Below are 21149 nucleotides of genomic sequence, written 5' to 3'. Positions count from 1 at the left end.
GCCCACGCCGATGGCCGACGAATTGGTGCCGCTCGCGCCACCGTCGTTGCCACCGATGGCCAGGGCGTTGGTGCCGCTCGCGTTGGCCTGGCCGCCGATCGCCACCGCGTCCTGCGCCGTGGCCTTGGCGCCGGTGCCGATGGCCAGCGAATCCCCGACCGTGGTGCTGGACGAGGCGACGGCGTTGGCACCGATCGCGATGGCCGTGCCCGCGCTGATCGCCGCCGCGTTCGCGCCCGCGCCGATCGCGATGTTGTTGTTGCTCGCCGCAAGGGCGTTCTGGCCCATCGCGATGCTGGCGATGCCGAAGGCGTTGGCCTGGAGGCCGAAGGCCGAGGCGTACTGCCCGGCCGTCGATCCCATGCCGAACATGCTGGAGCCCTTGCCGCGCGCGGTCGTGAACGACCCGAACATCGTGACGCCCAGGAAGCCGCCGCCGTTGGCCGAGCAGCCGCCGACCACGGTCGAGTACACGCCGGAACCGTCGACCGGGTCGACCGTCGCCGGGTAGGCCTTGCCGTCGGGACCGGTGTTCGCGCCCGTGTTGCAGGCGCCGTTCGGCGGTCCGACGATGTAGGCGTTCGCGCTCCCCATCAAGCCGAAGGACGCGAGGGCGACGCTCAGCACGGCACCCGAGATCACCGCAGCCGAGCTGCTGCGCTTGCCCCGGGCGGAAGTGATTTCCGAAGCGGCCACCCAGGCGCCAAGTGACTCGTTCCAGATACTTCTGTATGACTTATTCATTGACTGCCAACTGCGTGTGGAATCTCAGGACCGGCGCGCGAGGTCCTTGGAAAAATGGGAAGGGTCGTGCTTGGCACTCGTCGTCGAGATCCCAATCACCGCGCTGTTCACAAGAGCGGTGGAATGTACATACTTGTTTACATTCAGAACGAAGTGCACTAAATCACTCAAAAAGCTTCGATGATTTAGTTCACAAAAAACACGCAAAAATTAGCATCCACATTGATTAACAATTGTCTCCCAAAGGTGGCAGAAGCGCCGAAAACATAGAATCTCGCCAGCCCTTGGAGAAGTCTTTCGCCTCAACACAAGCCCTTGTTTTACAAAGACTTTTTCCTCGACGATGCGGAATTTATTCACATTGAATGGCATGAAGACTGGTAGCGGGCAGTGGGTGAAAAGCGCGCTCGATACGCCCCAAAGATGGAACTTGTTCACGGATCAATTTATTCATCCGTGATCTATTTCTCGACCCAAGCCGGGCATGGCGTCAGTTAACAATTAAATAACAAAAGTGAATTCAAACAGCTCCCTGCGCATCGGCATCACCATCGGTCTTCACCACGAAGCCGAAACCCTCTGGAACAACGGCATCAAGCAGAACGCCGTGTTCCTGGCCGAGGCGCTCAAGCACTGCCCGGGCGTGGCCTCGGTGGTGCTGGTCAACACCACGGCCACGCCGATCACGCCGGCCCTGCCCTGGGACCAGGCGCGCTGGCCCACGACCAACTTCGAGGGCGCCAAGGACGAGGTCGACGTGCTGATCGAGCTCGGCGGCCAGATCGACGCGCTGCAGACCGACTACCTCAAGCAGCGCGGCGCGCGGCTGGTGTCGTACTGCTGCGGCTTCGAGTACGTGCATGCGATGGAGTCGATGCTGTTCGACAAGCCGCTGTGGGGCCGCAACCTGTTCGTCAACCAGCGCTACGACGACATCTGGATGGTTCCGCAGGTGGCGCGCATCAGCCAGCCCTACTTCGAGGTGCTGCGCCGGATCGAGGCGCGCGCCGTGCCCTTCGTCTGGAGTCCGGTGTTCCTCGAGGAACGCACGCGCGGGCTGCCCGAGGACGGCCTCTACCAGCCGCGCGTCGGCCCGCGGCGCCTCAGCGTGATGGAGCCGAACATCAACGTGGTGAAGTTCTGCCTCTACCCGATCCTGGTCGCCGAACTGGCCCACCGCGCGCGGCCCGAGGCGATCGCGCTGCTGCAGGTGGCCAACGCCGAGAAGATGGCGCGCGAGAACATGGAGTTCATCACGCTGATGAACCAGCTCGACCTGGTGCGCGAGCACAAGGCCGTGTTCCTGGGCCGGCACGACACGCCGACCTTCCTGGCGCAGAACACCGACATCGTGATCTCGCACCAGTGGGAGAACCCGCTCAACTACTTCTACCTCGAGACCTGCTGGCAGGGCTATCCGCTGGTGCACAACGCCCATCTCTGCGCGGACCTCGGCTATTACTACCCGGACAACGACGTGGCCGCGGGCAGCGCGCGCGTGCTCGAGGCGATCGACGCGCACGATGCGCAGTCGCTCGCCTACCGCGAGCGCCAGCGCGGCCTCATCGCGCGCTACCTGCCCGGCAGCGCGGCCGCCACCGAGGTGTACAACACGTTGCTGCTCGGCCTGATGCAGCGCCCCGCCCGATAACCGGAGCCGCCATGCTCGAACCCTCAGCTCTCCAACGCTTCTTCCCCGTGGTCGTCACGCCGAGCCACGACGGCAAGTTCTTCCAGAACTACGTGATGTCGATGATGAACTTCGCGATCGAGGCCGAGCGCGCCGGCATGCGGATGCAGGTGCTGTTCCACCAGGGCGAAAGCCTCGTGACCCGGGCGCGCAACAACTGCGTGGCACAGTTCCTCGCCAACCCGGAATGGACCCACCTGTTCTGGATCGACGCCGACATCGGCTTCTCGGCGCAAGCGGCGTTCCGGCTGCTGCTCTCGGACCACGACATCGCGGCCGGCGTCTATCCGCTCAAGCGCGAGGACTGGCCGCAAGAAGGCGTCGCGGCCGGCACCACGCGCGCGCAGTTCGACGCCACCTTCACGCGCTACACCGTCAACGCGGGCGCCTCGGAAGCCAGCGGCAAGGTCGAGCTCGAGGTCCAGCCCGACGGCTTCATGAAGATGACCGAGGCGCCCACGGGCTTCATGGCGATCAAGCGCGGCGTGTTCGAGCGGCTGATGGCAAGCTACCCCGAGCTCAGCTACGTGCCCGACAGCATCGGCGAGGCCGACCTCGGCCTGCACTACCGTTTCTTCGACGTGATGGTCGACCCCGTGACGCGCCGCTACCTCTCGGAGGACTACGGCTTCTGCCGCCTCTGGTCGGGCCTGGGCGAGGCGATCCACATCGACGCCAACTCCAACCTCACGCATCAGGGCGCGAAGCTCTATCGCGGCGACTTCGCGACCTCGCTCATGACCTCGCTGCCGAATGCGGTGGGTGGTCCCGCGGGCGCGGCGATGGAACTCAGGGGCACGCAGTACCTGAGCCCGAACCGCCCGCCGGCGCTCTGAGCGCCCTGCCCTGCCCTGCCCTGACCTGACCTGACCGCCCTGGCGCACGCGCCATGAAAAAAGCCCCGCGGGTGCGGGGCTTCGTCGATGCCGGCCGAAACGGTCCGGCCGTCAATCGGGCTCAGGCCGTGACCGAATCCGCCACGCCCTTGTAGTCCTCGATCTTGTCGAAGTTCAGGTACTGGTAGATCTGCGCGCTGGACGCATCGAGCACGCCGGTGCTGGCCATGTACTCTTCCCGGGTCGGGATGCGGCCGAGGCGCGAGCAGATGGCGGCCAGTTCGGCCGAGCCCAGGTACACGTTGGTGTTCTTGCCCAGGCGGTTCGGGAAGTTGCGAGTGCTGGTCGACATGACCGTGGCGCCTTCGCGCACCTGGGCCTGGTTGCCCATGCACAGCGAGCAGCCCGGCATTTCGGTGCGGGCACCGGCATTGCCGAACACGCCGTAGTGGCCTTCCTCGGTCAGCTGCTGCGCGTCCATCTTGGTCGGCGGTGCGATCCACAGCTTGACCGGGATGTCGCGCTTGCCTTCGAGCAGCTTCGACGCGGCGCGGAAGTGGCCGATGTTGGTCATGCACGAGCCGATGAACACTTCGTCGATCTTGGCGCCGGCCACGTCCGACAGCGTCTTCACGTCGTCGGGGTCGTTCGGGCAGGCCACGATGGGTTCGTGGATGTCGGCCAGGTCGATCTCGATGACCGCCGCGTACTCGGCGTCGTCGTCGCCCTTGAGCAGTTGCGGATCCTTGAGCCAGGCTTCCTGCGCGGCGATGCGGCGCTGCAGCGTGCGCGCGTCGGCATAGCCCTCGGCAATCATCCACTTCATCAGCGTGATGTTGCTGTTGATGTACTCCTGGATCGGTTCCTTGTTCAGGTGCACCGTGCAGCCGGCGGCCGAGCGTTCGGCCGAGGCGTCGCTCAGTTCGAAGGCTTGTTCCACCTTGAGGTCGGGCAGGCCCTCGATCTCGAGGATGCGGCCCGAGAAGATGTTCTTCTTGCCCTTCTTCTCGACCGTCAGCAGGCCGCTCTTGATGGCGTACAGCGGGATCGCGTTGACCAGGTCACGCAGCGTGACGCCGGGCTGCATCTTGCCCTTGAAGCGCACCAGCACCGACTCGGGCATGTCCAGCGGCATCACGCCGGTGGCGGCCGCGAAGGCCACGAGGCCGGAGCCCGCGGGGAAGCTGATGCCGATCGGGAAGCGCGTGTGGCTGTCGCCGCCCGTGCCCACGGTGTCGGGGGTCAGCAGGCGGTTGAGCCAGCTGTGGATCACGCCGTCGCCCGGGCGCAGCGAAACGCCGCCGCGGTTGGCCATGAACTCGGGGAGTTCGTGGTGCATCTTGACGTCGACCTTCTTCGGGTACGCCGCCGTGTGGCAGAACGACTGCATCACGAGATCGGCCGAGAAGCCCAGGCAGGCCAGGTCCTTCAGCTCGTCGCGCGTCATCGGGCCGGTGGTGTCCTGCGAGCCGACCGAGGTCATCTTGGGTTCGCAGTAGGTACCCGGGCGCACGCCCTGGCCTTCGGGCAGGCCGCAGGCGCGGCCGACCATCTTCTGCGCGAGCGAGAAGCCCTTCTTGGTGTCGACCGGGCTTTGCGGCAGGCGGAACAGCGTGGAGACCGGTAGGCCCAGCGCTTCGCGCGCCTTGGCCGTGAGACCGCGGCCGATGATCAGCGGAATGCGGCCGCCGGCGCGCACTTCGTCGAACAGCACGTCGCTCTTGACCTGGAATTCGGCGATGACCTGGCCATCCTTCAGGGCCTTGCCTTCGTAGGGACGCAGCTCGACCACGTCGCCCATGTTCATCTGCGCCACGTCCAACTCGATCGGCAGCGCGCCCGAGTCTTCCATGGTGTTGTAGAAGATCGGCGCGATCTTGCCGCCGAGGCAGACGCCGCCGAAACGCTTGTTGGGCACGAACGGGATGTCTTCGCCGGTGAACCACAGCACCGAGTTGGTGGCGCTCTTGCGCGACGAACCCGTGCCGACCACGTCGCCGGCGTAGGCCACGAGGTGGCCGCGCGCGCGCAGGTCCTCGATGAACTTCACCGGGCCGCGCTTGCCGTCTTCTTCCGGAACGATGCCGGGGCGCGCGTTCTTGTGCATCGCCAGGGCGTGCATCGGGATGTCGGGACGGGTGGTCGCGTCGGGCGCGGGCGACAGGTCGTCGGTGTTGATTTCGCCAGCCACCTTGAAGATGCTGACGGTGATGCTCTGGGGCACTTCGGGGCGGCTGGTGAACCACTCGGCATCGGCCCAGCTCTGCAGCACGCCCTTGGCATTGGCGTTGCCCTTGTCGGCCTTTTCCTTGACGTCGTGGAACTGGTCGAACATCAGCAGCGTCTTCTTGAGGCCCTCGGCCGCCACGGCGCCGACTTCGGCGTCGTCCAGCAGGTCGATCATGGGGCTGATGTTGTAGCCGCCGAGCATCGTGCCGAGCAGTTCGGTGGCACGGGCGCGCGTGATGAACGCGCTCTTCTCGGTGCCATGCGCCACGGCCGCGAGATAGCTGGCCTTGACCTTGGCGGCGTCGTCCACGCCCGCGGGCACGCGGTGGGTCAGCAGGTCGAGCAGGAAGGCACCGTCCTTGTCGTTCGCGCTCTTGAGGAGCTCGATCGCTTCAGAGGTCTGCTTCGCGCTCAGGGGCAGCGGCGGGATACCGAGCGCGGCGCGCTCGGCGACATGGTCAACGTAGGCTTGCAACATCTTCTTTTCTCCGGAAACTTGGGGCTGGAGGGCATGCGGCGCGGTGTTCGACCCGCCGTCCGGCTTTCGCCGGTCGGCAAGCAAGAGCCGCGCCGCCCCTCGTGGGGTCGACTTACTTCTTGTCGCCGTCAGCGCCTTCGAAAAGGCTCTTCGGCGGGTTTTTCTTCATCTCTTCGGCAAAGGCGATCTGGGCCGGGGTCTGGCATTCGTCGGCGATGCGCAGGCCAGCCTTCTGGTTCATCAGCATCGACTTGTTGCCCAGCTGCAGCCACATGGCGCCAGCGCGGGGGTCTTCGAGGCGGATGGCGCCGGTGCGGCTTTCGACCGGGTGCATGCGATAGCGCAGGCCCTTGGTGGTCACGGTGAAGAAGCCGGGCTTCTTCTCGTCCTCGGTCACGGTCACGTCGGCGCCGAGCTCGCACTGGGCCTTGCCGGTCGACACGCGCTTGGCGACCTCGAGGTCGGACTCGGTGAGCACGACGTTGGTGTCGTCGCTGATCGGCGTGACCTCCTCGACGGCCTTGGCGGCCTTGCGGGTGACCTGGCGCTTGGGCGGGGCCTTCTTGGCTTCGGTGGACTTGGCGGCGGGCTTGGCAGCGGCCGGCTTGGCGGGCGTGCTGCTGCTCTGGGCCAGGGCACCGAACGGCAGAGCCAGGGCCACTGCGGCGATCAGGGCGATTTTCTTCATGTGAGGGTTTCCTTGAGGCTGATTCGGAGGTTTCAGGAGACCGCGGGCGTCAGCCAGGCCTTGGCCTCTGGCGGCAACGCGCGCCCTGTTGCGTGGGCACGCGTCAGTACCTGCCAGAAATGACGGTAGCTCGCGCGGTCGTGCAATGTGCCATCAATTTGTGTCGGCGCCCAATCCGCGGCCGCCGCCTTGACCAGGATATTTGTGGCAATTTGAATCTGCGCCTCGTCGGGCGCAAAGGCCTCGAGGATCGGCCGGATCTGGTTCGGATGGATGCTCCACATGCGCGTGTAGCCGAATTCGCGGGCCGCCTTGCGGGCTGCGGTGCGCATGGCGTCCAGGTCGTTGAACTCGGTCACCACGCAGTGCGAGGGCACCTTGCCGTGCGCATGCGCGGCCGAGGCGATCGCCAGCTTGGCGCGCACCACCAGCGGATGGGTGAACTGGCCCGCGGCGCCCATGCCTTCGGCGGGGATGGCGCCGGCGTGGGCCGAGACGAAGTCCATCAGGCCGAAGCTCAGCGACTGCACGCGCGGATGGGCCGCGATGTCGAAGGCGTTGTGCACCGCGAACGGCGATTCGATCAGCACATGCAGCGGCAGCGTCTCGGCATCGGCGGCGTCGAGCGCGGCCACGGCCTGCTCGACATCGGCCACCGACTCGACCTTCGGCACCATCAGGTGACTGAGCCGCTGGCCGGCGCGGCCCGCGATGGTGATCACGTCGCCCGCGAAGGCCGGGTGGTCGACCGGGTGCACGCGCACGCCGACGCGCATGCCGGGCCTGGCCGCCAGCGCGAGCTCGGTGACCAGCGCCGCATGCTCGGCCTCGCCGCCCACCGGGGCGCCGTCCTCGCAGTCGAGGGTGACGTCGAACACGCAGGCGCCGAACTCCTCGGCCATCTCGGCCTGGAGCGCGAGGCTCTTCTTCATGCGCGCCTCGACGCCGCTGTAGTGGTCGCACACCGGCAGGCTGACGGCGCCGGCCTGCGCGCCGAGCAGCACGGCGGCGGGATGGGCGGGGGTGCGTTCGCTCACGGTGCTCACGCCTTCTTCTGCGCCACGATGAACATGCGCGGGAAGGCCAGCAGCCGCTTGCCGTCGGTGCGTGCCGGGTAGGCCTCGTTCACGCGGCGCTCGTATTCGGCCAGGTAGCTGGCCTGCAGGTCGGGCGGCAGCCGATCGACGAAGGGCTTCAGGCCCGTGCCGCGCACCCATTCGACGATGGAGGCGGCATCGGCCATGCGGTGCTGGTAGATCGTGTGCCAGACATCGACGTTGACCGCGCGCGGCGCCAGCAGGTCGTAATAGCCGTCCAGCGGCAGCAGCCTGGTGCGCAGCCGGTCGGCATCGCCAATGGGCTCGGCCCAGGGCGCTTCGGCCGCGAGCGCGCGCATCAGGCGGTGCGTGGGTTCCTGGCGGTTGTCGGGCATCTGGATGGCCAGCACGCCGCCGGGGGCGAGCGCGTCGAACAGGCGCGGGATCAGCGTTTCGTGATCGGGCACCCATTGCAGCGACGCATTCGCATAGATGAGGTCGGGCGCCGCTTCCGCGGAAGGCGCCCAGGTCGCGATGTCGCTCAACTCGAAGCGCGCGCCGGGCAGGCGCTCGCGCGCGCTGACCAGCATGGCTTCGGAGTTGTCGGTGCCGAGGGCCTGGGCCTTCGGGAACCGGTGGACCAGCAGCTCGGTGGAGTTGCCCGGACCGCAGCCGAGGTCGACCACGCGGGTCGCCTCCGCCAGAGGCACCCGCGCCAGGAGTTCCTGCGCGGGGCGGGTGCGCTCGTCCTCGTAGCGACGGTAGAGCGCGGGGTTCCAGTCGAGCATGCCGGTGCCTGGCTTACAGCAGGTGGGCGACGCCGGCCTGCTCGTCCTGCAGTTCCTTCAGCGTCTTGTTGATGCGTTCCTGGCTGAATTCGTCGATGGCCAGGCCTTCGACCAGCTTGTACTCGCCGTTTTCGGTGGTGACCGGGAAGCCGAAGATCACGTCCTTCGGAATGCCGTACTGGCCGTCCGACGGGATGCCCATCGTGACCCACTTGCCGTTCGAGCCCAGGGCCCAGTCGCGCATGTGGTCGATGGCGGCGTTGGCGGCCGAGGCGGCCGACGACAGGCCGCGCGCTTCGATGATCGCGGCGCCGCGCTTGCCGACGGTGGGCAGGAAGGTGTCGGCATTCCAGACCTGGTCGTTGATCAGGTCCTTGACGCTCTTGCCGCCGACGGTGGCGAAGCGGTAGTCGGCGTACATCGTGGGCGAGTGGTTGCCCCAGACGGTGAGCTTCTCGATGTCGCCCACTGCCGTGCCGGTCTTGGCGGCGATCTGGCTGGCGGCGCGGTTGTGGTCCAGGCGCAGCATGGCGGTGAAGTTCTTGCGCGGCAGGTCCGGCGCGCTCTTCATCGCAATGTAGGCGTTGGTGTTGGCGGGGTTGCCGACCACCAACACCTTGACGTCGCGGCTGGCGACGGCGTTGAGCGCCTTGCCCTGGGCCGTGAAGATCTGCGCGTTGGCGGCCAGCAGGTCGGCGCGCTCCATGCCGGGGCCGCGCGGACGGGCACCCACGAGCAGCGCGTAGTCGGCGTCCTTGAAGGCCACCAGCGGATCGCCGCTGGGGATCACGCCGGCCAGCAGCGGGAAGGCGCAGTCCTCGAGCTCCATGATCACGCCCTTGAGCGCCTTCTGGGCCTTCTCGTCGGGGATTTCGAGCAATTGCAGGATGACCGGCTGGTCCTTGCCGAGCATTTCGCCGGACGCGATACGGAACAACAGGGCATAACCGATTTGACCGGCGGCACCGGTGACGGCAACGCGGACGGGCTTTTTGCTCATGGGAAGACTCCAGAAGTGATGTGACGGTGTCGGCGCACGCGCGAAACGCGGCGGCGGAAGTCTCGCGGGGCGGTCGGGAGGTCCGAAAAGGGCCGGACGGCCGCGGCGCGGGAACGGCGGGCATTTTAAGCCGATTCGATGAGGCCCGTCTTATGTCTTATATAAGATATCCTCCGGGTTCCGCCACGGCGCTTACCCACGCCCTGCCATGAACAGCCCCACCACCACCCTCGACGAGCCCACGACGCCCTCGTTCAGCCCGCTCTACCAGCAGATCAAGACCCTGATCCTGCAGAGCCTGCAGGCGGGCGAGTGGAAGCCGGGCGAGCCGATCCCCAGCGAGATGGACCTGGCCGTGCGCTTCCGCGTCAGCCAGGGTACGGTGCGCAAGGCGATCGACGAGCTCGCGGCCGAGAACCTCGTGGTGCGGCGCCAGGGCAAGGGCACCTTCGTCGCCACGCATGCCGAGCAGCATGTGCAGTACCGCTTCCTGAAGCTGGTGCCCGACACCGGCCATCCGAATGCCGAGGGCCCGGCCGAGCGCACCATCGTCGACTGCAAGCGCCTGCGCGCCTCGGCCGACGTGGCACGCGCGCTGGGCCTGCGCACCGGCGACGCCGTGCTGCAGGTGCGGCGCGTGCTCGCCTACGGCGGTGTGCCGACCATCCTCGAGGACCTGTGGCTGCCGGGCACGCCGTTCAAGGGCCTCACGGCCGAGCGGCTGCGCGCCTGGCCCGGTCCGATGTACGCGCTGTTCGAAACCGAGTTCGGCGTGCGCATGGTGCGCGCCGAGGAAAAAATCCGCGCGGTGCTGCCCGATGCCGAGCAGGCGCAACTGCTCGACGTCTCGCTGCAGATGCCGCTGCTGAGCGTCGAACGCGTCGCCCACACCTACCACGACATGCCGATGGAGCTGCGCCGCGGCCTCTATCGCACCGACACGCACCACTATCGCAACCAGCTAGGCTGAATGCGCCTCACGATGGACCACGTAACGAATACGCTTCGAGCCGCCGCGCGGCGCGCGCAAGATGCTATGAAGTCAAGAGCATCCGACTGCCGCGGTGCGTCGACGCGAGCGCGACCGATGCGCGATGGTGCATTGCAATAGAATTTTGCGTTGTTTGCATTTCCCGAAGAGAAAACAAAAGCGTTCGCTCTCAGAACAAGTCAATCAACAAGCCACGAAAGCCCCTCCATGACAGAGCTTGCATCCTCCTCCACACCACGGCGTCGCGAATTCCGCAACATCAACGCCTTCACCGATCTCACGACCTACCGTCTGCCTCCCGCGGGCATCGTGTCGATCCTGCACCGCGTCAGCGGCGCGCTGATGTTCCTGCTGCTGCCGTTCATCATCTGGATGTTCGACACCTCGCTCTCGTCCGACTATTCGTTCGCCAAGTTCAAGGCCGCCTTCAACAGCGGCCTTGGCTTCGTTCCGGGCTGGTTTTTCAAGCTCGTCGTGCTCGCGCTGATCTGGGCCTACCTGCACCACTTCATCGCCGGCGTGCGCCACCTCTGGATGGACGTGAGCCACAAGGCCGTGACCAAGGAGTTCGGCAAGAGCTCGGCCATCTTCACGCTGGCCGCGAGCGTCCTGCTGACCATCGTGCTTGGCGCCAAGCTGTTCGGCCTGTACTGAGAAGGAGCCTGAAATGTCTGTGAACTACGGCTCCAAGCGCATCGTCGTCGGCGCGCACTACGGTCTGCGCGACTGGCTCAGCCAGCGCGTCACGGGCGCCCTGATGGCGCTCTTCACGATCATCCTGCTGGCGCAGCTGATCTTCACGCGCGGCCCGATCGGCTACGACCTGTGGGCCGGCATCTTCGCCGCCCAGTGGATGAAGGTCCTGACCTTCTGCGTCATCGTGTCGCTGCTCTATCACGTGTGGGTCGGCATGCGCGACATCTGGATGGACTACGTCCAGCCCGTCGCGATCCGCCTCGTGCTCCAGATCTTCACCATCGTCTGGCTGGTCGGTTGTGCGGGTTGGGCCATTCAAGTGCTTTGGAAAATCTGACGACCTCCTCCCCACCATGACCTACACAAAAGAACAAATCACCAAGCGCAAGTTCGACGTCGTGATCGTCGGTGCCGGCGGTTCCGGCATGCGCGCCTCGCTGCAACTGGCGCGCGCGGGCCTCAACGTGGCCGTGCTCTCCAAGGTGTTCCCCACCCGTTCGCACACCGTCGCCGCGCAAGGTGGCGTGGGCGCCTCGCTCGGCAACATGAGCGAGGACAACTGGCACTACCACTTCTACGACACGATCAAGGGTTCCGACTGGCTCGGCGACCAGGACGCGATCGAGTTCATGTGCCGCGAAGCACCGAAGGTCGTGTACGAGCTCGAGCACTTCGGCATGCCCTTCGACCGCAACCCCGACGGCACGATCTACCAGCGTCCGTTCGGCGGCCACACGGCCAACTACGGCGAGAAGCCCGTGCAGCGCGCCTGCGCCGCGGCCGACCGCACCGGCCACGCGATGCTGCATACGCTCTACCAGAAGAACGTCGAGGCCCGCACCCAGTTCTTCGTCGAATGGATGGCGCTGGACCTGATCCGCGACGACGAAGGCGACGTGGTCGGCGTGACCGCGCTCGAGATGGAAACCGGCGACCTGCACATCCTGCAGGCCAAGACCGTGCTGCTGGCCACCGGCGGCGCGGGCCGCATCTTCCAGGCCTCGACCAACGCCTTCATCAACACCGGCGACGGCCTCGGCATGGCCGCGCGCTCGGGCATCCCGCTGCAGGACATGGAGTTCTGGCAGTTCCACCCGACCGGCGTGGCCGGCGCGGGCGTGCTGCTGACCGAAGGCTGCCGCGGCGAAGGCGCGATCCTGCTCAACAGCAACGGCGAACGCTTCATGGAGCGCTACGCGCCCACGCTGAAGGACCTGGCACCGCGCGACTTCGTCTCGCGCTCGATGGACCAGGAGATCAAGGAAGGCCGCGGCTGCGGTCCCAACAAGGACTACGTGCTGCTGAAGCTCGACCACCTCGGTGCCGAGACCATCCACAAGCGCCTGCCTTCGGTGTACGAGATCGGCGTCAACTTCGCCAACGTCGACATCACCAAGGAACCGATCCCCGTGGTGCCGACCATCCACTACCAGATGGGCGGCATCCCGACCAACATCAACGGCCAGGTCGTGATCCAGAAGGGCGAGGACAACAGCGCCGTCGTCAACGGCCTGTACGCCGTGGGCGAATGCTCGTGCGTGAGCGTGCACGGCGCCAACCGCCTGGGCACCAACTCGCTGCTCGACCTCTTGGTGTTCGGCCGCGCGGCCGGCAACCACATCGTCGAGTTCAACGACAAGCTGAAGGAACACAAGCCGCTGCCGGCCAATGCCGCCGACCGCACGCTCGAGCGCCTCAACGAACTGCAGAACTCCACCGGCGGCGAATACGCGCAGGACGTGGCCAACCAGATCCGCGTCACCATGCAGCAGCACGCCGCGGTGTTCCGCAAGCAGGCCTCGATGGACGAAGGCGTGGTCAAGATCGCCGAAGTGCGCGAGCGCGTGAAGGCCATCGGCCTGAAGGACAAGTCCAAGGTGTTCAACACCGCGCGCATCGAAGCGCTGGAAGTCGACAACCTGATCGAAGTGGCGCAGGCCACCATGGTCTCGGCCGCGGCCCGCAAGGAATGCCGCGGTGCCCACACCGTCGAGGACTACGAGCGCCCGGCCGACGATCCGGTCGCACCGCTGGGCCGCGACGATGCCAACTGGATGAAGCACACGCTCTGGTACAGCGCCGACAACCGCCTCTCCTACAAGCCCGTCAAGCTGCAGCCGCTCACGGTCGCCTCGGTTCCGCCGAAGGTTCGCACCTTCTAAGCGCCAGCCAATGATCAGCCACGTAAAAGCATTCACAAGGTCACAACGATGAAGCGCACATTCCAGATCTACCGCTACGACCCGGACAAGGACGCGAAGCCCTACATGCAGACCATCGAGATCGAACTCGACGGCCACGAACGCATGCTGCTCGACGCCCTGATGAAGCTCAAGGCGCAGGATCCGACGCTGTCGTTCCGCCGCTCGTGCCGCGAAGGCGTCTGCGGTTCCGACGCGATGAACATCAACGGCAAGAACGGTCTGGCCTGCCTGACCAACATGAACACGCTCAAGGGCACCGTCGTGCTCAAGCCGCTGCCCGGCCTGCCGGTGATCCGCGACCTGATCGTCGACATGACCCAGTTCTTCAAGCAGTACAACTCGATCAAGCCGTACCTGCAGAACGACACCGTGCCGCCCGAGAAGGAACGCCTGCAGTCGCCCGAAGAGCGCGAGGAGCTCAACGGCCTGTACGAGTGCATCCTGTGCGCGAGCTGCTCGACGAGCTGCCCGAGCTTCTGGTGGAACCCCGACAAGTTCGTGGGCCCGGCCGGCCTGCTGCAGGCTTACCGCTTCATCGCCGACAGCCGCGACGAAGCCACCGCCGAGCGCCTCGACAACCTCGAGGACCCGTACCGCCTGTTCCGCTGCCACACGATCATGAACTGCGTCGACGTGTGCCCGAAGAGCCTGAACCCCACCATGGCCATCGGCAAGATCAAGGAACTGATGGTGCGTCGCGCCATCTGACCCGACATGGCTGCTTTGCCCGGCACCCCATCGCCCTCGGCGCTTTCTTCGGGAAGCGCGGCGGCCGAGCCGCTCGGAGAACGAGCGCTCAGCAAGCTCAAGTGGCGCTGCCGGCGCGGCCTGCTCGAAAACGATCTGTTCATCGCCCGCTTCTTCGAGCGGCACGAATCTCGCATCACCGTCGGCCAGGCCGGCGCGATGGAGGTTCTGATGGACCTCTCGGACAACGATTTGCTCGATCTTCTCCTTCGTAGAAAGGAGCCCGAGCCCGCATGGGCCGGGGCCGAGGTGGTCGAGCTTCTGCAGCTGATGCGCGCCGACGGTGCGCAGCGGCCCGCAGCCTCCACGACCTCTTCCTCCTCGCCCTCTCGAACAATCCTCTGAAAGAAACCCGAAATGAAAGCCTCCGATACCAAGGCCACGCTATCGTTCAGCAACGGCGCCGACAAGGTCGAACTGCCGATCTACAAGGGCACCGTCGGTCCCGACGTGATCGACATCCGCAAGCTGTACGCGCAGACCGGCATGTTCACCTATGACCCGGGTTTCATGTCCACCGCGGCCTGCCAATCGGCCATCACCTACATCGACGGCGACAAGGGCGAGCTGCTGTATCGCGGCTATCCCATCGAGCAGCTCGCGACCAACTGCGACTTCCTCGAGACCTGCCACCTGCTGCTGTACGGTGAACTGCCGGATACGGCCAAGAAGGCCAACTTCACCAAGCTCGTGACCAACCACACGATGGTCAACGAGCAGATGCAGTTCTTCCTGCGCGGCTTCCGCCGCGACGCGCATCCGATGGCCATCATGACCGGCCTGGTGGGCGCGCTGTCGGCCTTCTATCACGACAGCACGGACATCAACAATCCCGAGCACCGCGAGATCGCCGCGATCCGCCTGATCGCGAAGATGCCCACGCTCGTGGCCATGGCCTACAAGTACACGATCGGCCAGCCGTACATGTACCCGAAGAACGAACTCAGCTATGCGGGCAACTTCCTGCACATGATGTTCGCGACGCCCTGCGAGGAATACAAGGTGAACCCGGTGCTCGAGCGCGCGCTCGACCGCATCTTCATCCTGCACGCCGACCACGAGCAGAACGCCTCGACCTCGACCGTGCGCCTGTGCGGCTCGTCGGGCACCAACCCCTTCGCGGCCATCGCGGCCGGCGTGGCCTGCCTCTGGGGCCCGGCCCACGGCGGCGCCAACGAAGCGGCGCTCAACATGCTCTACGACATCCAGAAGGAAGGTGGCGTGGAGAAGATCGGCGAGTTCATCAAGAAGGTCAAGGACAAGAACTCGAACGTCAAGCTGATGGGCTTCGGCCACCGCGTGTACAAGAACTACGACCCGCGCGCCAAGCTGATGCAGGAAACCTGCAACGAAGTGCTGACCGAGCTGGGCCTGGAAAACGACCCGCTGTTCAAGCTCGCCAAGGAACTGGAAAAGATCGCGCTCGAGGACGAGTACTTCGTGTCGCGCAAGCTCTACCCGAACGTCGACTTCTACTCGGGCATCGTGCAGCGCGCGATCGGCATCCCGGTGCCGCTGTTCACCGCGATCTTCGCGCTGGCCCGCACCGTCGGCTGGATCGCCCAGCTCAACGAAATGATCGGCGACCCCGAGTACAAGATCGGCCGCCCGCGCCAGCTGTTCGAAGGCTCGCCCAAGCGCGACGTGAAGCCGATCTCGGCCCGCTGATCCGCTTCGACTGAATGCCGCCTCCGGGCGGACCGATGCCGCTCTGGCGCAAGCCGGGCGGCATTTCTTTTGGCGCGGTCCGTTACCACTTCACGCGCACACCCACCCCTGCATTGATCGAGCTGCCGACGCGCGCCACGCCACCTGAAGCCCACTGCTTGCCCAGCTCGCCATACAGGCTCTTGCGCTGGCTCAATGCCAGCGTGAAGCCCGCGGCCAGTTCGGTGCTCGTGCCGCCGATCGGCGCGCCCACCGGCGTGATCGCCGCCGGGTTCACGAAGCGCGCGATGTCGTTGCCCTTCGAGCTGCGGTAGACGTTCAGGCGCGCATACGGCTGCAGCGTGCCAGCGCCCGTCGCGAAGCTGCCCTTGATGCGCACACCAGCGCGTGCGGTCCAGCTGCTGTCGGCGTCCTGCTGCACCAGCGCACCGGGGATCGCCACGTCGTCCAGGCGCAGGCGCTGGTGGATCAGCTGCAGTTGCGGCTCCACCGACCAGCCGCCCGTGCCCAGCGCGAAGGCCTTGCCCACCTCGATCGAGGCCAGGAAGCTGTTGCCCTTGCCTGTGACACCGGCGCTCAGTTGCGGCTGCACCGTGTAGCGATGGCGGCCGGCCTGCAGCACCGTGTCCGCATAGAAGCCATCGTCGCTCGTGAAGGTGCCGTACAGGCCCAGGTACTGGCTGCGCAGGTCGTTGCGGCCTGCAGCGCCGTTCAGGAGACCGCTGCTGAAGCCGCTGACACGCGTGTCGCCCTCGAGCTGGCCCACGTAGATGCCCGCGCGCCAGTTCGCATTGGCCCACAGGTCGGTACCGGCCTGCAGCCCGCTCACGCGGCCCTCGGCATGCGGCGAGACGGTGCCGCCCTGGCGGATGTCCATGTCGGTGGAGATCAGACGGCCCCAGGCTCGGCGGTTGCTGCCGTCCACGCTCGTGGTGCTTGCACCGCCGCTGCCGCGCACGTCGTCGTCGCCGATGCGCTGGCTCAGGCTGGCGAGCATGCCGAGGTTGCTTTGGCGCAGTTGGTTGGGAAGTGCCGCGAAGAGGGAGGCCTCAGCGCGGTAGGTCGGCAGCGAGGTACCGGGTTCTGCTTCAGTGCGCAGGTACCAGTTCTCGCCCTCGCCGCCCGCATCGCCCGCGTACAGACGGTACTCGTAGGCACCGGCGTCAACGCGACCGCCCGAGAGCACGAAGGCGTCCTTGCTGGTCTGCGCGGTGGTGGTGGCGCCGTTCCTGGCGCTGATCAGCTCGATGCCCGCGCCGCTGGTGCGGGCGCCCAGGCCGCCGAGGTTGGTGACTTGCACTGTCGTCTTGCCGCTGGCGCTGGCGGATGCGCCGTCGAGTACCAAGCGGTCTGCGATGCCCGGGTTGTCGAGCTTCGCGCCGAGGCGCAGCACGCCGTTGTTGCCAACGTAGGGACCAGTCAAGGTGAGCGTGGTGCCCGGGACCGTGCCGAGCAAGGAGACCGTGCCCGCGTTGGTCAGGCCGGCCATCTTCTGGCTGAAGCCACCGAGGTCGAGCGTGGCGCCGCTGGCGACCACAGCGCTCGATGCGGCGCTGAAGGCGTTGGTGGCGCCTGCCTTAAGAGTGCCGCCGGTCACGCGGGTCTCGCCTGCGTACGTTGCAGAGCCTGCGAGTGTGAGCGTGCCTGCGCCAACCTTGACGAGCGAGCCCGTCGTGCCGGTGATAGCGCCAGAGATCGTGTTGTCAGTGCCGAGCGCACCGGTGGTCAGCGCCTTGGTGCCGAGCACCACATCGCCTGCACCACCAAGCGAGCCGATGCTCGTCCCAGTGGTCGTCAGGTCGATGCGCACCTGGCCACCCGCTGCATTGGTCACCGTGGCGCCTGCAGCGCTCGCAGTGTCTTGCAGACGCAAGGTGCCTGCATTGGCGATAGCGAGCTTGCCCGCGTCGGCCTTGCCGCCGAACTGCAGCGTGGCGCCCGATGCAACGCTTGCCGCGCCGCTGCCGAGTGCGCCTGTCACCTCGGTGGCGAGCGTGCCCGCATCGACCAGCGTGCCGCCGCTGTAGCTGTTGGCACTGGCCAGCGTCAGCGTCCCGGTGCCGATCTTGCGCAGCTTGCCCGTGCCGCTCATCGTGCCCGCATAGGTGCCAGCCGTCTTGCCCTGGTCGAACGCGACTTCCGCGTTGTTGACGATATTGCCCTGCAGGCTCGTCGCACTGCCCTGCAGCACGCCACCCTTCACCGTCGTGCCGCCCGTGTAGGTGTTCGTGCCACCGAGGATCAACCGGCCGGCATCCTCCTTCGAGATACCGCCCGTGCCGCTGAGCGCAACATTGAGGGTCGCGGTCATGGTCGCACCTGCAGCAGTGCCATCCCCCACGCGGATCACCGAGTTGGCGTTGTCCACCACGATGCCATCGCCCTGCACCACATAGCCATCGGTGGCGAACTGCGCACCCGCGATGCGCACCGCGCCGCCGGCCGCATCCACCGTCACGGTGCCAGCCTTGCCGCCGAACACCGCGAACTGGTTCTGCGCCCAGTTGGCGTTGACCTTGCCGTCCATGTCGGCCCAGGCATCCATCGAGGGCTGCGGATTGCCCACGCGCCAGGTGCCGCTGCCGCCGGCGATCTGGCCATCGTTGTACTTCGTGCTGTCGCCGCCATCCCAGAAGTTCAGCGACAGGCCCGCGCGGTTCACCAGATTGACCTGGTTCGCCACCGAGGTCTGCACCTGCAGGTCGGCCACCTTGGCCGAGCCCGGCACCGTGCCGATGTCCAGGCCGTTGTCGGTGAAGCTGCCGCCGTAGCTCATCAAGCGATACAAGCCCGGGCCGAAGCTGCCGCCAGCGGATTGCGCGATGTTCAAGGTGCCATCGAGTTGCAGATTGCCCGTGACATTGATCAGGTCGTTGAGCGCGCCGCCTGGAACACCGGCTTGACCGAGTTCGTAGTTCAGCGTGGAGCCACCCGCGAGCGTGAGCGCACCGAGCGTCAGCGTGCCAGGGCTGTTGCCCGCCGCGAGGATGCCGCCCTTGTCGATGGTGACCGCGCCCGCGATGCTGCCGCTGCCAGCGAGCGTCGCGCCCGCTTGCACCTGCACGGCACCCGTACCCGTCGCACTGCCGCTCTTGTTGTTCACGCTCAGCGTGCCCGCACCGACGGTGGTACCGCCGGTGTAGGTGTTCGCGCCCGTGAGCGTCAGCGTGCCGCTGCCCACCTTGACGAGCGAACCGCCCGCACCACTGATCGTGCCCGACACCGTCGTGCTGGTGTTCAACCCGCCCGTGGTCAGCGCCTTCGCGCCCAACAGCACGCTGCCCGCGCCTTCGAGCGAGCCAATGCCCACCCCCGCGTTCGTCAGGTTGCCGATACGCAGCCGCCCGCCCGCGTTGTTCACCACCGTCGCCTGGTCCGCGCTGACGCGGTCGAACAGGTCGATCAGGCCGCCACTCTCGTTGACGAAGCGCGCCTGTCCGGCGCTCGCATCGTCGAGCAGGTTGATCTGTCCGCCATCGAAGTTGGTGATCTGCGCCTTGCCTGCGTTCGCGTTGAACCACAGGGTGGTGATGCCGCCACGGTTCTCGATCACCGCATTGCCCGCGCTCGAGCTGTCGCGGAACTCGACCGCGGCGTCCTTGTTCGCCGTGATGGTCGCATTGCCGGCCGAGCTGCTGTCGCTGAACGCGAGGAAGCCGCCGTTGTCGGTCGGCGCACCGCCGCGCGCGGCCACGGTGATCGCGAGCTTGCCCGCGTCGGCCTTGTCGGTGAAGGCCAGCGAGGCATTGCCCGCGACCGACACCGGCCCCGTGCCCAGCGCGCCCGTGACCAGTGCCCGCAGCGAACCCGCCGCGACGTCGGTACCGCCCGCGTAGCCGTTGGCCGCGCCCAACTGCAAGGTGCCCGCGCCGCTCTTGCGCAGGCCGCCCGCGCCGATCACGGCACCGTTCAGGCCCAGCGTGCGGCCCCGATCGACGTCGAACACGCCGCCGGCCTTGCCGAGCGTGACGCCGCGCGTGCCCGCCGTGTCGCCGGTCACGCGCAGCGTTCCGCCGTCGAGCGTGAGCGCGCCATCGGCGCTGCCGAGGGCGGCGTCGTCGGCGATCGAGAGCGCGCCGCCCAGCACCCGCCAGGGCGTGCGCTCGCCCGTGCCGCCGACCAGTGTCCAGGTGCCGGCACCGGTCTTCTCGTAGCCGGCGAAGCCGCGGTAGCTCGCGGCGGCCAGCGAGGTCGTGGCGTCGGTCGCGTCGCCGGCCAGGCGCAGCAGGTTGCCGCTGCCGTTCGCCACCAGTGTGCCGGCGATCGCGGAGCCGGCGCGCAGTTCGAGCGTGTTGTCGTTGCCGCTGATGCGCACCGCATCGCCGCGCGTGACGCGGTCGCCCGCGAGACCGCCGAGCAGGCTGCCGCTGTTGACGACGGCATTGCCGTCGCCCCGGATGCGCAGCCCCGCGCCGCCGATCCCGTTCTGCCCATTCGAGGCACCGCCCGCGCCGCCGGCCAGGGTGCCGGTATTGCTCAGGGTGTTGCCGTTCGATTCGAGCGCCAGGCCGGCACCGCCCTCGCCGCCCGCGGCCGCGATGCCGAAGCCGCCCCAAAGGGCGGCGCCGCCAGCGCCACCGGTGGCGATGCCGCCATTGCGAACCGTCGCGCCGCCGCCCTGCAGCACGATGGCATCGCCGCCACCACCTCCGCCGCCGGCCCACTGCCCGTTGGCGCCCGCACCGCCGTTGCCGCCGGCGATGCGGCCGCCCAGGTTGTCCAGCACGAGCCCCGCGGCCGTGGCCTGCAGTCCCGCGCCGCCGCCGCCACCACCGCCGCTGAGGCGGGCCGGCGCACCATCGCCGCCATTGCCGCCGAGCAGGGTGGTCGCGCCAGTCACCGTGAGGGCACCGGCGGTCGTGTAGTAGACCGCCGCGCCGCCGCCGCCACCGCCGCCACCGCCATAGAAGGGATCGGGATCGGACAGCCCGTTGCCGCCATGGCCCCCGCTCGTCGCACCGGCCGTCACTGCGGTGGCGCCGACCGACCCGCCGGCGCCACCGGCGCCCGCCGCGCCGTTGCCGCCGGCACCGCCATGTCCGGTCGCCGACGCCTGACCGTTGCTGGTCGGATATTCGCCGACGTTGCCGCCTCCGGCGCCGCCGCCATTGCCAGGACCGCCACGCCCGCCGGTACCGCCGCTGACGGCGGGCGCGTTGCCGCCGGCCGGCTGCCCCCACGCCCCGCCGGGATCGGCCAGCAGGCCCACGAACGTCAGCAGGCCGGCCGCAACCCGTGTCGCCGAAGGGCGCCGACCGCGTCGCCGCGACAGTTCGGAAACGGCGACCCACGCGCCGAGCGCAGCGTTCCAGACGCTGCAATGGATGTTGTTCATGCCCTCGCTCCCTGTGCT

Annotated in this window: 16 protein-coding genes and 1 pseudogene; 10 read left to right on the top strand and 7 right to left on the bottom strand. The window is 67.2% G+C overall.

Features of this window, described 5'->3' with window-relative positions:
• Window positions 1-10: 10 nt before the first annotated feature.
• Window positions 11-511 (top strand): hypothetical protein, encoded by a 501-nt coding sequence (locus INQ48_08685; protein ID QRF59285.1) that lies wholly within the window; start codon window positions 11-13, stop codon window positions 509-511.
• Between the two features lie 164 nt (window positions 512-675).
• On the opposite strand, the pseudogene INQ48_08680 reads toward INQ48_08685, so the two are convergent.
• Window positions 676-744 (bottom strand): annotated as a pseudogene (locus INQ48_08680) (hypothetical protein).
• Window positions 745-1258: 514 nt separating this feature from the next.
• Between INQ48_08680 and INQ48_08675 the strand changes: the two are divergent.
• The gene (locus INQ48_08675) at window positions 1259-2395 is read left to right on the top strand and encodes a DUF2827 domain-containing protein (GenBank protein QRF59284.1); all 1137 of its coding nucleotides are present in this window, start codon (window positions 1259-1261) and stop codon (window positions 2393-2395) included.
• Window positions 2396-2406: 11 nt separating this feature from the next.
• Window positions 2407-3270 carry a hypothetical protein gene (locus INQ48_08670; protein ID QRF59283.1) on the top strand — a complete coding sequence of 288 codons (864 nt, stop codon included), beginning with the start codon at window positions 2407-2409 and terminating at the stop codon, window positions 3268-3270.
• A gap of 121 nt (window positions 3271-3391) precedes the next feature.
• Here the strand turns inward: INQ48_08670 and INQ48_08665 are convergent, their stop codons facing one another.
• The 5 genes from INQ48_08665 to INQ48_08645 all read right to left on the bottom strand — a co-directional run bounded on the left by INQ48_08665 (window position 3392) and on the right by INQ48_08645 (window position 9490).
• On the bottom strand, window positions 3392-5977 hold the full coding sequence (locus tag INQ48_08665) for a bifunctional aconitate hydratase 2/2-methylisocitrate dehydratase (protein QRF59282.1): 2586 nt from the start codon (window positions 5975-5977) through the stop codon (window positions 3392-3394).
• A gap of 112 nt (window positions 5978-6089) precedes the next feature.
• Window positions 6090-6665, bottom strand: coding sequence for a hypothetical protein (locus tag INQ48_08660; protein ID QRF59281.1), 576 nt, complete (start codon window positions 6663-6665; stop codon window positions 6090-6092).
• Window positions 6666-6697: 32 nt separating this feature from the next.
• Window positions 6698-7711 carry a CoA ester lyase gene (locus INQ48_08655; GenBank protein ID QRF59280.1) on the bottom strand — a complete coding sequence of 338 codons (1014 nt, stop codon included), beginning with the start codon at window positions 7709-7711 and terminating at the stop codon, window positions 6698-6700.
• Complete coding sequence (gene tam / locus INQ48_08650) at window positions 7708-8490, bottom strand: trans-aconitate 2-methyltransferase (GenBank protein ID QRF59279.1); 783 nt, start codon at window positions 8488-8490, stop codon at window positions 7708-7710. The genes INQ48_08655 and tam overlap by 4 nt, the downstream gene beginning before the upstream one ends.
• A 13-nt stretch (window positions 8491-8503) precedes the next feature.
• Complete coding sequence (locus INQ48_08645; GenBank protein ID QRF59278.1) at window positions 8504-9490, bottom strand: malate dehydrogenase; 987 nt, start codon at window positions 9488-9490, stop codon at window positions 8504-8506.
• Between the two features lie 208 nt (window positions 9491-9698).
• Here INQ48_08645 and INQ48_08640 point away from each other — a divergent pair, with 208 nt between their 5' ends.
• The 7 genes from INQ48_08640 (at window position 9699) to gltA (ending at window position 15796) form a co-directional block, all read left to right on the top strand.
• Window positions 9699-10460, top strand: coding sequence for a GntR family transcriptional regulator (locus INQ48_08640; GenBank protein QRF59277.1), 762 nt, complete (start codon window positions 9699-9701; stop codon window positions 10458-10460).
• Between the two features lie 228 nt (window positions 10461-10688).
• Window positions 10689-11135: a succinate dehydrogenase, cytochrome b556 subunit gene (gene sdhC, locus INQ48_08635; protein ID QRF59276.1), complete on the top strand. Its 447-nt coding sequence runs from the start codon at window positions 10689-10691 to the stop codon at window positions 11133-11135.
• A gap of 13 nt (window positions 11136-11148) precedes the next feature.
• Window positions 11149-11514 (top strand): succinate dehydrogenase, hydrophobic membrane anchor protein, encoded by a 366-nt coding sequence (gene sdhD, locus INQ48_08630; GenBank protein QRF59275.1) that lies wholly within the window; start codon window positions 11149-11151, stop codon window positions 11512-11514.
• Window positions 11515-11530: 16 nt separating this feature from the next.
• Window positions 11531-13339, top strand: a complete 1809-nt coding sequence (locus INQ48_08625; GenBank protein ID QRF59274.1) for a succinate dehydrogenase flavoprotein subunit — start codon at window positions 11531-11533, stop codon at window positions 13337-13339.
• A 48-nt stretch (window positions 13340-13387) separates the two neighbouring features.
• Window positions 13388-14089, top strand: a complete 702-nt coding sequence (locus INQ48_08620) for a succinate dehydrogenase iron-sulfur subunit (protein ID QRF59273.1) — start codon at window positions 13388-13390, stop codon at window positions 14087-14089.
• A 6-nt stretch (window positions 14090-14095) separates the two neighbouring features.
• Complete coding sequence (locus INQ48_08615; protein ID QRF59272.1) at window positions 14096-14473, top strand: succinate dehydrogenase assembly factor 2; 378 nt, start codon at window positions 14096-14098, stop codon at window positions 14471-14473.
• 12 nt (window positions 14474-14485) lie between these two features.
• Window positions 14486-15796, top strand: a complete 1311-nt coding sequence (gene gltA / locus INQ48_08610; protein ID QRF59271.1) for a citrate (Si)-synthase — start codon at window positions 14486-14488, stop codon at window positions 15794-15796.
• Between the two features lie 82 nt (window positions 15797-15878).
• Here the strand turns inward: gltA and INQ48_08605 are convergent, their stop codons facing one another.
• Complete coding sequence (locus tag INQ48_08605) at window positions 15879-21122, bottom strand: autotransporter outer membrane beta-barrel domain-containing protein (protein QRF60663.1); 5244 nt, start codon at window positions 21120-21122, stop codon at window positions 15879-15881.
• Window positions 21123-21149 lie beyond the last annotated feature (27 nt).

This window comes from Variovorax paradoxus, assembly GCA_016806145.1.
Lineage (GTDB): Bacteria > Pseudomonadota > Gammaproteobacteria > Burkholderiales > Burkholderiaceae_C > Variovorax.
Note: the sequence above shows the minus strand (reverse complement) of the source record. Positions and strands in the feature narration are given on the sequence as shown.

Coding starts and splice junctions, on each gene's coding strand:
- sdhD (QRF59275.1), top strand. CDS start 11,149: ATGTCTGTGAACTACGGCTCCAAGCGCATCGTCGTCGGCGCGCACTAC.
- INQ48_08615 (QRF59272.1), top strand. CDS start 14,096: ATGGCTGCTTTGCCCGGCACCCCATCGCCCTCGGCGCTTTCTTCGGGA.
- INQ48_08645 (QRF59278.1), bottom strand. CDS start 9,490: ATGAGCAAAAAGCCCGTCCGCGTTGCCGTCACCGGTGCCGCCGGTCAA.
- INQ48_08685 (QRF59285.1), top strand. CDS start 11: ATGGCCGACGAATTGGTGCCGCTCGCGCCACCGTCGTTGCCACCGATG.
- INQ48_08660 (QRF59281.1), bottom strand. CDS start 6,665: ATGAAGAAAATCGCCCTGATCGCCGCAGTGGCCCTGGCTCTGCCGTTC.
- sdhC (QRF59276.1), top strand. CDS start 10,689: ATGACAGAGCTTGCATCCTCCTCCACACCACGGCGTCGCGAATTCCGC.
- INQ48_08625 (QRF59274.1), top strand. CDS start 11,531: ATGACCTACACAAAAGAACAAATCACCAAGCGCAAGTTCGACGTCGTG.
- INQ48_08640 (QRF59277.1), top strand. CDS start 9,699: ATGAACAGCCCCACCACCACCCTCGACGAGCCCACGACGCCCTCGTTC.
- tam (QRF59279.1), bottom strand. CDS start 8,490: ATGCTCGACTGGAACCCCGCGCTCTACCGTCGCTACGAGGACGAGCGC.
- INQ48_08665 (QRF59282.1), bottom strand. CDS start 5,977: ATGTTGCAAGCCTACGTTGACCATGTCGCCGAGCGCGCCGCGCTCGGT.
- INQ48_08620 (QRF59273.1), top strand. CDS start 13,388: ATGAAGCGCACATTCCAGATCTACCGCTACGACCCGGACAAGGACGCG.
- gltA (QRF59271.1), top strand. CDS start 14,486: ATGAAAGCCTCCGATACCAAGGCCACGCTATCGTTCAGCAACGGCGCC.
- INQ48_08670 (QRF59283.1), top strand. CDS start 2,407: ATGCTCGAACCCTCAGCTCTCCAACGCTTCTTCCCCGTGGTCGTCACG.